Genomic DNA, 14,399 nt, shown 5'->3' with positions numbered 1-14,399 from the left:
CATAGTCACCTCCAATTACTCCGTTTCCTCAGTAAAATTAAAAAGAACGGTGCTCCCACGCATGCAAGCAAAATGCCAACCGGAAGCTCGATAGGATCGAACCAGGTGCGCGCAATCGTGTCTGCGAATACGACCAGAGCTGCTCCTCCAAGAATAGAGACTGGAAGAAGGTACCGATAATCCTCTCCGATGAGCAGCCGAACAGCATGTGGGACAACAAGCCCGACAAAGCCAATTAATCCGGCAGCGCTAACGGCAGCGCCCGCAAGCAGGGAAGAGAGCAGAATGAGCAGCAGCCTTTGAAGCTCGACTTTTTGCCCTAGCAGCTTTGCAGAGTCGTCCCCAAGCAGCATGAGATTGGCAGGCTTGATGGCTAGCAGCGTCAGCCCGAGTCCAACCAAGGCATAGGGAGCCATAAAAGAAAGATGATGCCAGCTGCGTCCATTCAGGCCACCAGATAGCCAAGGGAGAACCGACTGAACACGATCGCTGTAAACGACCATAATCCCATTCATAATGGCGCCGAGCAGAGCGTTGACTGCAACGCCGGCAAGCACGATTTTGACCGGTGAAGTTCCTTTGTCCCAAGAGATTAGATAAATGACGATAGAGGAAACGAACGCGCCGGCAAAAGCCGCTGCTGGCAGCAGATAGCTCAGCTGAGGCAGCAATACCATCGTAACCACAGCAGCAAGCCCGCCTCCAGCTGAAACTCCAATAATGCCGGGATCGGCGAGCGGATTGCGCATGACGCCTTGCAGAATAGCGCCGGCAGCTGCGAGACATGCGCCCGTGAGCAAACCGACGAGTACGCGCGGAAGCCTTAAGTTCATAATGATTGTGTCTTGCGCGGATTGTCCGTCAGTCGTTAATATTGTCCATATCTCGCTGAGAGAGATAGATACTGAGCCGTATGATAGGCCATAAAACACACTTAACAGCAGCAGGATAGGGGCTGTAATTAGAGCAATCTTTCGTCTTTTTGTTCGTAGTTGTTTATTCATGTCAATCCTTTCATTGCTTTAACCCTTCGAGCTTCTCATGCAGGTAGTCAAGCGAATCCATGATGCGGGTTCCCGGATTGGAGCCGAATAAATCGGACGGCAGCACTTCCACTTTATTTTGCTTAACGGCCTCTAGGCTGCTCCAAGCAGGATTCGTCTGCATTTCCTTAAGGAAGCCTTTTTTCACTTCATCCGGATTGCCGTGTGTCATAATCAGGATGAGCTGTGGATTAGCCTCAACAATTCGCTCCGAATTGAGCTGGGCATACTGCGGGTAGCTCTGCAGGCTGGGATAGTCGGATGCGATATTCGTACCGCCGGCCAGTTCTAAAATGTTGCCGCTAAGGGAATTAGGCAGAGCAGCCATATAAGTGCCGGGTGCGCCGTATACGAGCAGTGCTCTTGGCTTAGTGCCTCCCGGAGCAGTCTCATACTGCTTCAACTTTTTCTCTATTTCTTGAACGAGTTCAGAAGCACGCTCTTCTTTCTGAAGGAGCTGACCGAACAGCTCGATCTGCTTCTCAATTTCGTTAATCGAGTTAGCGCTGGTTAGAATGACCTTGGTACCGACTCCTTCGAGAATAGGCACATCCTTCGTATTCATCGGGTTGTTGCCAAGCACGACGTCAGCACGGAGCAGCGTGATTTTCTCCAAGTCCACCTCATGCGCAGATCCAATCTGTTCCACTTGTTCCGCCGCTTTTGTTGCAAGCGGGGTAGTAGAGGTGGGTCTGCCGACGAGTTCTCCGCCCAAAGCATAAATAATGTCAGTCTCCCCGTTGCTTAGCGCAACAATGTTTTGGGGGACCTGATCGAATGCGATTTTGCGATTGGCAAAATCCTCAATTTGGATGAGTGCATTCTGTTGGTTCGCGGCTTGGCCTGAGCCGCCCGCTCCAACACTGCAAGCAGTAAGTGATAATAAAAAAGCAGCACAACAAATAAACAAGCCTTTCTTCATAGAGCCCTCCAAGCTAAAAATAAATGATAGTGATTATCAATATCATTTATAGAATAGTGAAAGACGCTGACTCTGTCAATATATTTCTGCCGCATCATCTGTTTATAATTTCCATTTAGGATAGCATAGTTAGTGCATGAAAATGCGCACTATTTAAAAATTTAATAACGGTTGACGGTTGCTAAAATTTTGAAGTAATATCTATAACGAGTTTAATGAGCCGAACATTTTTGGAAGAGGTGCGGGTTTATAAGACAAAAAGTAGAGACATGAGGTTACGATGATATCTATCATGGAACAGCAATGCTAGGTTAGCGGAGCAGTACATGGAGGAGGTCTTGGAGGCTTCAGTGGAGTAAGTTATTTTTTTTGAAAATATATTGAGAATGATAATCATTAGCTACTAATTAGTGATTTAGCCTTCTCAAACCAACAAAGAGGAGTGTCATAGAGTTGAAGATACAGTTTAGAAAATGGGTCGCTATGATATTGGCGGCAGTGGTCTTGCTTTCGATTGTAAATGTGGGAGCGGTGTCAGCGACACCAGCGGTTACGCTAGCGGATGGTGAATATCCGGTTAAATTCAGATATTTGGCGGATAACTCTGATAAGGACTCCTACATGCAAAATTTTGTTGTTCCTGATTCAGGTAAATTAATTGTCAAAAACGGTTTCATTACTTTTCAAAATGAGTTTAGCAGCTATGATTGGTTTAAGTATCTAGGTTATCTAGAACAGGGGAAAGAGAAAAGCATTCCTTATACTTACGCATCGGCTGATGATTACAAGAAGGATGAGTTTGTAGCCAAAGACTATACACCGATTGCAAACGTGGACGGGGCGTTTGGTACCGTCGCTATTCCGATTGATAACCTTCTTAAGAAAAAAGAAATACTTATGCATATTAATATTACAAGCATACCTAATTTTACCTACAACAACTGGTATAATGCTCAACTGCAGATCTATACGGAAGGACTTCCTATCGTACCCGTGGAGTCTGGTGGAAATGAAGAGCCGCCAGTAGCAGATTTGGCTATGCTTAATGAGCTGATATCCGTAACGCAATCAGTTTATGACAATACTAGCGAGGGACTGGCTAATGGAAATTATGCGCCTGGCTCAAAAGTTTCGCTATATCAAGCCATTGTTTCTGCTAAAGCGGTAGCGGATAACAATCCTGCTGATGATGCGATACAGGCAGCCTATGCCTCACTCTTTAAAGCAGCACAAACTTACGAGCTAATGCTCGTCACCATAACAAAAGATAAATTACAGCAGTTGATCGCGGACAGCAGAGCTAGTCAGCAGCAAGCAAAAATATTTGGTGAAGCAAGCGGAAATACAGCTGTGCGGTCTATTGGAGAATATCCTGCCAATGTGAAAAACAGTTTCTTGGACTACATCGTCAATGCCGAAACGGTATTGAACTCTGAACTGGCTACGCAGGATCATATAGATTCAGCGATTTACTTGTTAAAAAATAATTTAACCAACTTTTACAGCGATGCTATCGTATCGCTAGGCGATGTATCACTTAAAGTGCTTGACGCGATTAGCCCAGCAGGGATTGTATCTACGGGGCAAATAGCTAATTTCGGGCCGAAAGCAACCATTTTGAAATCGGGAAGCAAGTTATATGCCAACATCACGATTCCAAATAGTGCGGGTGTTGATCTATCGAGCGTTTATTATTTGCAACCTAGAAACACCGGACTGCTTACATTTAGTGCTTCGCAATCAAAGTTTGGAGAAGTAAGCAAGAGCGAAGAAGCAAATGGAGCCTATACGGGCCAATTGATATTTAATGGCAGCAATACGGCGATTACAAGTGGGGTTGTCGCTGTTTATTACAATCTGACAGGTTCTGCGGAGCAAAAGGTTGCCTACTTGAACTTTAATGATGTAGAGCTAGCGGCCTTAAATGCTGTGGAGTCATCAGCTCAAGCTATACATGACCAAGCAATTGAAGGCACGCAATCAGGCCAATATTCTACAAGCGCTAAGGCAGCATTAGCAGCAGCGATAGCAAACAGCAAATCAGTTAGCGACAATGCGGCAGCAACCAAAACGGAATTGACGACAGCGACTGCTGCTTTGCAGAACGCAATGGATCAATTCAAAACGTCGGCTTCTCGCCCAGTCTATTTCTCGGCGCTGCATGCAACCAATAACGCTTACTCTACAATGGAGAGCTATTTCTCTAAACCAGCATTCGTCTTTACGGAGAATGGTTCGACTTATGCGGTCTTTACGATCAAATCAAGCTCATCTGTTGCAGAGTTCAAAGTGATGCAGGACGGAAATTATGCAGATTCGGAAATTTTAAGCACAAACGAAGCGGCGAATGAAAGAGTCGTGAAAATCAAGCTGGAGAGCTTGACCGAAACGATCGCGGCGAAGGTCCGGACAGTCGTGCCTGCGCAAAACTACGACCGTACGCATGATATTCGTTTGATCTTCAACAATATTAACCGGGCCGAACTAACCCAAGTGGTTGCCGATGCCAAAGAAGTGCACAAAAACGCTAAGGTTGGTTCGGAATCGGGAGATTATTCCACTGAATCCAAAGCAACGTTGCAGAACGCGTTTAATTCAGCTGATGCGATTGCGGCAAATACAGGCAGCACGCAAGCGCAAATTAATGACGCAGTACTTGTGCTGAAAGCGGCAGTTACAGCCTTTAAAGCATCTGTAATTGAAGAGACGGATTCCAAACTTGTCTATTTCTCGGCGTTGCATGCAACCAATAACGCTTACTCCACAATGGAGAACTATTTCGTTAAACCAGCTACAGTCTTTACAGAAAATGGTTCGACTTATGCGGTCTTTACGATCAAATCAAGCTCATCTGTTGCAGAGTTTAAAGTCATGCAAGGCGGAGAGTTTGTAGATTCTGAAATTTTAAGCACAAACGAAGCAGCGAACGAAAGAGTCGTGAAATTCAAGCTGGAGAGCTTGACCGAAACGATTGCGGCAAAGGTTCGGACGGTCGTGCCTGCACAAAACTATGACCTTACGCATGATATTCGTTTGATCTTCAACAACATTAACCGGGCCGAACTAACCCAAGCGGTTGCCGATGCCAAAGAAGTGCACAAAAACGCTAAGGTTGGTTCGGAATCAGGCGAATACACTGCTGAATCCAAGGCAACATTGCAGAGCGCAATAGATGCAGCTAACGCAATTGCAATAAATATTAGCAGCACGCAAACTCAAATTGATGGCGCAGTAGTTGCGCTTAAAGCAGCGGTTACTGTCTTTAAAGATTCTGTAATTAGCGCACTTCCAGATGGGAATTATTTGATCGATTTTAAAATTTTAAAGTTTGGCACTGATGAGAACTCTGTCATGCAGGATTATGTTGTAAGCCCAGGCCTGTTGAAGGTATCAGGTAACACGAAGAAGCTGTTCTTTACTGTCAAACAGGACAAAGAAATTACCGGCATGAAGTTCAACGGTCAAAATGTTCAAGTGGCAAGCCATGATGAAGCGAACAATACACGGGTCGTTTATTTTGTAGTGCCGAGCTTGTCTGAGAAGCTTGAGGGCTGGGTGAAAATCGAGTGGGCGGAGCAGAATTATTTCCACGAATATGATGTTCAGCTGAGTTTGGATGAAAGCTCGTTGCAAGCGACGAATGAGAACATTGAAGAGCCAAATACGCCGATAGAGGTTGATGCTTCTACCTTGAAGCAAGGGCTGATTACCGCCAAAGCAGCTTATGCTGCAGCGGTTGAAGGTAGCGAAGCTGGCAGCTACATTGCCGGCTCGAAAGCGATACTGGCTACGGCAATTACAACTGCTGAGACAGCGGCAGCGGAGCTTGTTTCCCAGCAAGCAGTCAATGAGGCAACAGTGGCGCTTGAGCAAGCTTTGGATACATTCAAAGTGTCCAAACATTTTGCGAGCGGTGGCTATGAGGTTCAATTTAAATCACCTAACCAGGATTTCGCTAAGCATTTGGAAACAGCAGGCAGCCTGGTAATCGAAAATGGCAATAACACGCTTAGCTTTACGCCAAAAGAGGGCGTTCAGATTAAAAAGCTGATTAACCGAAATACCAATGAAGAAATTTTGCCGGTAGGGTCATCCTTGCTTCCTCAAGCATTGACTCTGGCCTATTCCAAAACAGCAGCTTTATTCTCGGTTGCGTCTACATTTGTAACTGCTGCAGTAACTTCACCAGTTCAATTCAAGGTGCAGGATCTTAACGCTCCTTACTCTCTCGTTATTGATGTTACGGAAGGCGGAACGACTTCAGAGGTAAGCTACGCTATGCAGCTCGCTAATATCGTGTCGGAAGTAACGACAGGACCGGGTACTGGCCCTGGAACAGATCCAGGAACAACAACACCGGGCACGGGGTTAGCGGATGGACAGTATAGCATCAGTGTTAGAATTTTGAAGTATGGCACGGATGAGAATTCGGTTATGCAAGATTACATTATTCCAACAGCTAAGCTTCATGTATCAGGTGGCAACAAACGTATCCATCTTACGTTGAAGCAAGATAAACAAATTACGGGTTTGATGTTTAACGGTGCGAATGTAAATGTTGAAAACAGAAATGCAGATAAAAATACGCGCGTTGTATCTTTCCCTGTATCTGATCTATCGAAAGTGATGGATGGCTGGGTGAAAATTGACTGGCCAGAAATGAGCTATAATCACGAGTACAACATTCAAATCCAATTTAATGAAGCTAGCATTAGTCCGTTAAGCGGAGGCGGCGTGCCAGATCCAGACGATGACGAAGACAAAGACAAAGAAGAAGCAACTGAACCACTCGCTACGTCCTTTAAAGATATTCAAGGACACTGGGCTGAAGCTGCCATTACGAAGGCTTTGTCCCTAGGTATTGTTGCTGGCTACGAGGATGGCAAGTTCCGTCCGAACGGCGTGATTACCCGCTCCGAGTTCGCAGTACTTATCAGCCGCGCGTTGAAGCTTCCGGCAAGCAATACCGCTTCAACGTTCAACGATGGAAACCTAATTCCGACTTGGGCGAAGTCACATGTGGAAAGCGCCGTAGCTGCCGGTTTGGTTGGCGGCTATGACGATCAAACCTTCCGCGGAAGCAAGCAAATTACTCGTTCTGAGCTAGCTGTCATTATCGTTCGAGCTGCTAAGCTCGAAACGAAAGAGGATGCGGCTCTAAGCTTTGCGGATGCAAGCGCGGTACCTGCTTGGGCGAAGAAAGAGGTTGCAGCAGCAGTTGCAGCGGGCTTCATTCAAGGCAAAGGAAACAACACTTTTGACCCTAACGCAAACGCAACTCGCGCTGAGGCGCTTACGCTAGTGATGAAACTGCTTGAACAAAAGTAAGGACCATATGAACTAAACTACACGATAGCTGCTGCGAGGATGCCGGAAACCCGGCGTCCTCGTCATGCTATTAGCGATGTATAGATAGGAGTGAGCGGTTCGGATGAACAAGAAGAGAGGGTACGGCTTTATGCTGCTATTAGCCGTTATTTTACTAGCAGGCTGCTCTAATGTGGGGAGCGCAGCTACGAATAACCAGACGCAAGCAGAAGCTTCAAGTATACCTGAGGCCACAGCTCCACCGGAGCAGAGGGTTATCTCCACGACAGTAGCCATTACGCAAATGCTTGATGCACTAGAGGTGGATTTGGTAGGCGTTCCGACAAGCTCGAAGATACTGCCTGCCCGGTATGATGATGTGACACGAGTCGGAAATCCGATGAGCCCGGATATGGAATTGGTGAAATCGCTCAAGCCAACGGAGGTATTGTCGGTCACGACGTTGGAATATGATTTGAAGCCGGTATTTGAAGCGGCAGGGATGCAAGCGGGTTTTCTTAATCTGACCAGTGTAGAAAGTATGAATCTGGAGCTGAAAAAGCTTGGAGAAACCTATGGCAAGCAAGCGCAGGCTCAAGTCATTATAGATAGATTTGATGCGAAGGTAGCAGAAATTAAAGAAGCGACGGAAGGCAAAGAAAAACCGACCGTACTCATTTTGCTTGGCGTACCCGGCAGTTATCTTGTTGCAACCGAAAAATCTTATATTGGTGACTTGGTTCGTTTGGCTGGTGGGGTTAATATCGCTCAGGGCGTGGATGTAGAATACTTAGCTTCCAACACGGAATATTTACATAATTCCAATCCTGATGTTATTTTACGCGCCGCGCATGGCATGCCTGAAGAGGTCGTAAAAATGTTCGACAAGGAATTCCAGAAAAACGACATTTGGAAGCATTTCAAGGCCGTACAAAATGATCGTGTGTATGATTTGGAAGAGTCTCTGTTCGGTACGACAGGCAATTTGTTCGCGGTAGATGCCATTGATGCTTTGATGGGCATGCTTTATCCCTAAGCGTATAAAGAGACGCTTGCAGATCGATCACTAGACGAAGGAAGTTGGCTATGGTTAAGAAGATCGGAAGCTTTGTTATAATTGCCATTTTGCTGTTGGCGGCCATCGTTGTATCTGCGATGACAGGCAGCATTAAAGTATCGGCCATCGAGCTTATTCAAGGGCTGTTGTCAGGAACGAATGAGCATGTAGAGGTCATCAAAGATTTAAGATTTCCCCGCATTATCGTTTCTATGCTCACTGGCGCTGCGCTAGCCGTATCAGGTGTCCTCTTGCAAGCGGTCATGAAAAATCCGCTCGCCGATGCAGGGGTGATCGGTATTTCATCTGGAGCGGGTCTGGTCTCGCTGCTGGTCGTTACGATTTTTCCAGGGCTGTTTTTCTGGATGCCGTTATTTTCGTTTGTTGGTGGCGCGTTTGCCTGTTACTTGGTATATGCGCTCTCATGGCGATCCGGGCTCAGTCCGCTGCGCCTGATTCTAGTCGGGATCGCAATCAATGCCACGTTTACTGGGCTGGGGCAGTCCTTTAATTATCGGGGGAGCTATGCTGTCACAAGCGTAAACCAAGCGATATCCTCTATTTTCACGATGAAGACCTGGCAGGATGTCAATATTATTGCCATTTATGGCATTGTCGGCTTACTGCTTTCCTTGCTGCTCAGCTCTTGGTGCAACATGCTCAGCCTTCAGGACAAAACGGCCAAAAATTTGGGGCTACGTGTGACGAGAGCACGCTTGCTCATTTCGGTCGTCGCCGTGCTGCTGGCATCTGTCGCTACAGCAATCGGAGGTTTGATCGCGTTTGTTGGTTTGCTTGTGCCGCATATTGCCCGCTTGCTGGTAGGATCGGATCACAAAGTTCTGATTCCCTTCTCGGCTCTGGGCGGCGCCTTGCTTATTTTAACCGCGGACACTTTGGGACGTACGATTCTCGCGCCAACGGAGATTCCCGCTTCGATTATTATGACTGTAATCGGCGGCCCTTTCCTTATATTCATGCTTAGAAAGAGTGATCGCGTTCATGGAAATTAAAGAAGTCACCTTTTCCTACGATAAGAAGAACGACCAGCTTAAGCAAATCTCGAGTACAATCGCACCTGGCAAGGTGACGACCATTATTGGGCCGAATGGCTGCGGAAAATCAACGCTGCTGGGCGTGATGTCACAAAACTACAAGCCCAAAGCGGGTGAGATTCTGCTTGATGGGAAGGCACTAAGTCAGACGAAGCCCAAAGAGCTGGCGAAGCGGCTGGCTGTCGTTCACCAGCAGAATGAAGCACCGAGCGATCTTACGGTGGAGAAGCTGGTTAGCTTCGGCAGACTGCCGCACAGAAGCTTCCTGGGCCAGACAGAGGAGGAGGATGAGCAAGCGATCGAATGGGCGTTGACCTGTACGAATTTGCAGCAGAAGCGGGCGCTCAAGCTGGATCAACTATCCGGCGGGGAGCGGCAGCGCGTTTGGATTGCCATGGCGCTTGCCCAAAAGACGCAAATTTTGTTTTTGGACGAACCGACGACATTTTTGGACATTTTTTATCAAATTGAAATTTTGCAGCTCGTTCGCGCCTTGAATCAAACGTACGGGTTAACGATCGTAATGGTACTGCACGATATTAATCAGGCTATCCGTTACAGCGATACGATTATTGTCATGAAGGAAGGCCAAATCGTGACGGAAGGCACCCCAGAAGTCGTGATTACGGAAGAGGTCGTTAAGAAAACCTATGGCGTTGATGTCGTGATGAAACAGGATGAAGAGACGGGCTTATATATGATTCCATTGAGTATTTCATAATAGGCGATTGTACCTATACATTATTTATATAGAAGAGAGGCGGAGAAAAACATGCGCAAGCTGTCATTTTTAATCGGTTTTTGTGCTTTATTGGTTATACTGTTCACAGTACCTGCCGTTCATGCAGCGGAGGTTGAGGACGGTACATATACGATTGACTATGTGATTAAGAAAGCAGAGGATGAATCAGCATCCATGGCTAATGACTACTGGGAGAAGCCTGCCAAAGTCATTGTAGAGAATGGGAAAATAACGATACAAGTCGTCGTTAACCATAGCAAATGGGTGACTGAATTTAAGATTCCGGATGGCAGCGGCGGCTATGCCAATACTAAAGTGATTAGCAGCAACAAAGCCGAGGACAGCCGTGTGACGCAATTCAGCGTACCTGACCTTTCCTCCACAATGCTATCTAAAATTCACGTAACCGTACCGGACATTGACTATGATCATGATTATACGATTCGTTTTGATTTTGATCAAAAGAGCATGAAGCTAGTGAGCAAGCCCGCTGTTAAGGAAGAAAAGCCTGCGGCAACGGCCGCGCCGACACAAGCGCCAAAAGCTACAGTTGCGCCAAAAGCGACACAGGCTCCAGCTGAAGGGACGAAGCAGGGGGCTGCTACGGCGGCACCTACAAGCAAGCCAGCTCAAACGGCAGCCGCTTCGCCAGCTGTGGAAGCAGGCAAGGCAACAGATCAGCCTGCTCCAACCGAGGCATCCTCGACGGGCACAGCAGAATCAACAGCAGAGCCTACTGCGGTAGTAGAGCCTTTTCCGAAAGCGGATGAGGAGTCTGCCGTAGAAGCAAGCGCAGCTCCTTCAGAGGTGCCCTCCTCTGAAGTGACTGAAGAAACAAACGAGGTCGTCACAGCCTCTGTGGGTGGAGATGCAACGCTAACCAGCGCCGAGCTCATTGGCGAAGCTGAACCTGTGAAAGCGAGTTCCAAGCGATGGATGACGTCATCCATCATTTCAGTCGTTATTATTTTGGCGGGCGTATCCTTTATTCTCATCCGCAACCGTAAATTAAAACGCAAATAACGGCGATGCATGATAGGAAGAGGATGCTGGCTTAGAGGCATCCTCTTCGGTTTTTTCGTATGTTACAGCAGGTATTGGGCCTCACAGTGTAAATAAACGGAAAATTGAGACCAAGCACTTGAAATTAAGAACGAAAATGAGTATGATAAAAATAGTTGTTAGCACTTGAAGGTTTCGAGTGCTAACGAGAATAAAAGCAGCGACAAATTTTGAAGGAGGCTATTTTCAATGATCAGACCTTTGGGTGAACGCGTATTGATCGAAGCAATCGCGAAAGAGGAAACAACCGCTAGCGGTATCGTATTGCCGGATTCGGCGAAAGAAAAGCCGCAAGAAGGCAAAGTTATCGCAGTAGGCAGCGGTACGCTGAAAGATGGCGTTCGTATTGCTTTGGAAGTAAAAGAAGGCGACCGCGTTCTTTTCTCCAAATATGCAGGCACTGAAATCAAATACGAAGGCAAAGAGTATTTGATTATGAAAGAAAGCGAAATTCACGCGATTTTTGAATAGCAGCCCGATTTGGGTCACATAGAAAGCAAGACACGGGAAATATCTGTACTTAAACTATTTTGGGAGGTTTCTGTTCATGGCTAAGGAAATTAAATTTAGCGAAGACGCTCGTCGCGCAATGCTGCGCGGAGTTGACGCTCTTGCAAATGCGGTTAAAGTTACACTAGGTCCAAAAGGCCGTAACGTAGTACTTGAGAAAAAATTCGGAAGCCCGCTTATCACGAACGATGGTGTATCCATTGCGAAAGAAATCGAGCTTGAAGATGCTTTTGAAAACATGGGTGCTCAACTTGTTAAAGAAGTAGCTACAAAAACAAACGACGTTGCTGGTGACGGTACAACTACCGCTACTGTTCTTGCTCAAGCGATGATTCGCGAAGGCTTGAAAAACGTTACTGCAGGCGCTAACCCTATGGTTATCCGCAAAGGCATCGAGAAAGCTGTTAAAGCTGCTGTTGAAGAGCTTAAAGCGATCTCTAAACCAATCGAAGGCAAACAATCGATCGCACAAGTGGCATCGATCTCATCTGCTGATGATGAAGTGGGCCAATTGATTGCAGAAGCTATGGAAAAAGTCGGCAACGACGGCGTTATCACTGTAGAAGAGTCGAAAGGCTTCGTTACAGAGCTTGAAGTTGTAGAAGGTATGCAATTTGACCGTGGTTATGTATCACCATACATGATTACTGACACGGACAAAATGGAAGCGATCCTTGACAACCCGTACATCTTGATCACTGACAAAAAAATTACGAGCATTCAAGAGATCCTTCCGGTTCTTGAGAAGGTCGTACAATCCGGCAAGCAATTGCTAATCATTGCTGAAGACGTAGAAGGCGAAGCTCAAGCGACTCTAGTCGTGAACAAACTTCGTGGAACATTCACTTGCGTGGCTGTTAAAGCACCAGGCTTCGGCGACCGTCGTAAAGCAATGCTTCAAGATATCGCTGCTCTTACAGGCGGCCAAGTGATTACGGAAGAGCTCGGCCTTGAGCTGAAATCAACTGGCGTGGAATCCCTAGGTTCCGCTCGTCAAATCCGTATCACAAAAGAAACAACAATCATCGTTGACGGCAGCGGCAACTCCGCTGACATCGTTGCTCGCGTGAACCAAATCCGCGCTCAACTGGAAGAAACAACTTCCGACTTTGATCGTGAGAAGCTTCAAGAGCGTCTTGCAAAATTGTCTGGCGGCGTTGCAGTTATCAAAGTTGGCGCAGCTACAGAAACAGAATTGAAAGAGCGCAAGCTCCGCATCGAAGATGCCCTCAACTCCACTCGTGCAGCAGTTGAAGAAGGTATCGTATCGGGCGGCGGTACTGCCCTCATTAACGTATACAACGCTGTTGCTGCTGTGAAAGCAGAAGGCGACGAGCAAACAGGCGTAAACATCGTTCTTCGTTCCCTTGAAGAGCCGCTTCGCACAATCGCTGCGAACGCAGGCCAAGAAGGTTCGGTTATCGTTGAGCGTCTGAAAAACGAAAAAATCGGCGTAGGCTACAACGCTGCTACTGGCACATGGGTAAACATGTTCGAAGCTGGTATCGTTGACCCTGCTAAAGTAACACGTTCTGCGCTTCAAAACGCAGCTTCCGTTGCAGCTATGTTCCTGACAACTGAGGCTGTTGTAGCTGACAAACCAGAGCCTAAAGGCGCTGGCGGCGGCATGCCTGATATGGGCGGTATGGGTGGAATGGGCGGCATGATGTAGGGTTTTCACTCCCTATATTTGTGAAGTAGTCTAGGCTATTTCAGCCCAGTTTGAGAACTGGTTACGTTAAAAACTATTTTCTAAAGTGTAGACTACTTCCTAAAAACAGGAGGTAGTCTTTTTTATGTTATTAAAATTTGCATTTCAGGATTTTCTTGATGACAGACGCTTTAAAAATACAACAGAAAAGAACATTAGGAATTATCAAACCATGCTTGGGGAGTTTGTAGGATATTGTAATCAGCAAGAGGTTGTAAGTGTAGAGGACATAACTTATAACCATGTACGTCAGCATCTTATGGAATGTCAGGAGCGGGGGAATAAAGCAGGTTCAATCAATACGAAACTTATGCGAATCAGAGCCTTCCTGAACTATATGGTGGAATGTGAAGTTATAGCGAAGAATCCAGCTAAACGAGTTAAAATGCAAAAAGAAGATGTTAAGATTGATGTTTTCACAGATGACCAAATACGTCAGATGCTGAACTTCTACAGACGAATAAAGCAACGAGAAAAAAGTTATGTTGCTTATCGAGATTATATGATGATAGTTACCATACTTGGGACTGGGATTAGACGAGGAGAACTAATTAATCTAAAGTGGTCGGATATTGATTTCATCAATGAAACAATTGCAGTTTTCGGGAAAAGTAGAAGAAGAGATACCCTTCCGATAACTGATAAGCTATCGAAGGAATTAGCATCATATCAAATTTATTGCAAGAAGTATTGGGGAGACTTAAGTGAGTTCGTTTTTGTGAAGAGAGACAATAACCAAATGACTGAAAATGCATTGATGTTGATTTTCAAGTATCTAGGACAAAAAATGAAATTTAAAGATGTTAGGGTGTCTGCTCATACATTTCGTCATACATTCTGTCATCGGCTTGCTATGTCTGGAATTGTAAATGTCAACATAAACATGTACACTTTTGCTTGTTTAAGGATGTACAAAATCACTTGTCCTCTTGAACGAAATGATCCTTCAATCGGTACGATTCGCCTACAATAGTTACGACAGTTGCATGG

The 14,399-nt window shown here is 46.1% G+C and carries 10 protein-coding genes; 8 read left to right on the top strand and 2 right to left on the bottom strand.

Annotation, left to right across the window (positions count from 1 at the left end):
* Window positions 1-5: 5 nt before the first annotated feature.
* Both E0496_RS14630 and E0496_RS14625 read right to left on the bottom strand, forming a co-directional pair.
* On the bottom strand, window positions 6-1,004 hold the full coding sequence (locus E0496_RS14630) for a FecCD family ABC transporter permease (protein WP_141502549.1): 999 nt from the start codon (window positions 1,002-1,004) through the stop codon (window positions 6-8).
* Between the two features lie 10 nt (window positions 1,005-1,014).
* Window positions 1,015-1,965: an ABC transporter substrate-binding protein gene (locus E0496_RS14625; protein ID WP_141502548.1), complete on the bottom strand. Its 951-nt coding sequence runs from the start codon at window positions 1,963-1,965 to the stop codon at window positions 1,015-1,017.
* A 453-nt stretch (window positions 1,966-2,418) separates the two neighbouring features.
* Between E0496_RS14625 and E0496_RS14620 the strand changes: the two genes are divergently transcribed.
* The 8 genes from E0496_RS14620 (at window position 2,419) to E0496_RS14585 (ending at window position 14,382) form a co-directional block, all read left to right on the top strand.
* The gene (locus E0496_RS14620) at window positions 2,419-7,293 is read left to right on the top strand and encodes an NEAT domain-containing protein (RefSeq protein ID WP_141502547.1); all 4,875 of its coding nucleotides are present in this window, start codon (window positions 2,419-2,421) and stop codon (window positions 7,291-7,293) included.
* Between the two features lie 103 nt (window positions 7,294-7,396).
* The gene (gene isdE / locus E0496_RS14615) at window positions 7,397-8,308 is read left to right on the top strand and encodes a heme ABC transporter substrate-binding protein IsdE (protein ID WP_241674810.1); all 912 of its coding nucleotides are present in this window, start codon (window positions 7,397-7,399) and stop codon (window positions 8,306-8,308) included.
* Window positions 8,309-8,358: 50 nt separating this feature from the next.
* Window positions 8,359-9,342 (top strand): FecCD family ABC transporter permease, encoded by a 984-nt coding sequence (locus E0496_RS14610; protein WP_139992725.1) that lies wholly within the window; start codon window positions 8,359-8,361, stop codon window positions 9,340-9,342.
* A complete protein-coding gene (locus tag E0496_RS14605) occupies window positions 9,332-10,105 on the top strand; it encodes an ABC transporter ATP-binding protein (protein WP_141502546.1) in 774 nt (257 codons plus the stop codon). Before E0496_RS14610 ends, E0496_RS14605 begins: the two co-directional genes overlap by 11 nt.
* Before the next feature lie 51 nt (window positions 10,106-10,156).
* Window positions 10,157-11,149, top strand: coding sequence for a heme uptake protein IsdC (isdC, locus tag E0496_RS14600; protein ID WP_141502545.1), 993 nt, complete (start codon window positions 10,157-10,159; stop codon window positions 11,147-11,149).
* A 228-nt stretch (window positions 11,150-11,377) separates the two neighbouring features.
* On the top strand, window positions 11,378-11,659 hold the full coding sequence (groES, locus tag E0496_RS14595) for a co-chaperone GroES (protein WP_054026679.1): 282 nt from the start codon (window positions 11,378-11,380) through the stop codon (window positions 11,657-11,659).
* Window positions 11,660-11,735: 76 nt separating this feature from the next.
* Window positions 11,736-13,370 (top strand): chaperonin GroEL, encoded by a 1,635-nt coding sequence (groL, locus tag E0496_RS14590; RefSeq protein ID WP_139992719.1) that lies wholly within the window; start codon window positions 11,736-11,738, stop codon window positions 13,368-13,370.
* Window positions 13,371-13,494: 124 nt separating this feature from the next.
* Entirely contained in the window at window positions 13,495-14,382 is an 888-nt protein-coding gene (locus E0496_RS14585; RefSeq protein WP_141502544.1) for a tyrosine-type recombinase/integrase, read from the top strand.
* The last annotated feature ends 17 nt before the right edge of the window (window positions 14,383-14,399 follow it).

Source organism: Paenibacillus luteus (assembly GCF_006542765.1).
Lineage (GTDB): Bacteria > Bacillota > Bacilli > Paenibacillales > Paenibacillaceae > Pristimantibacillus > Pristimantibacillus luteus.
This window is presented reverse-complemented; position numbering and strand designations above follow the sequence as displayed.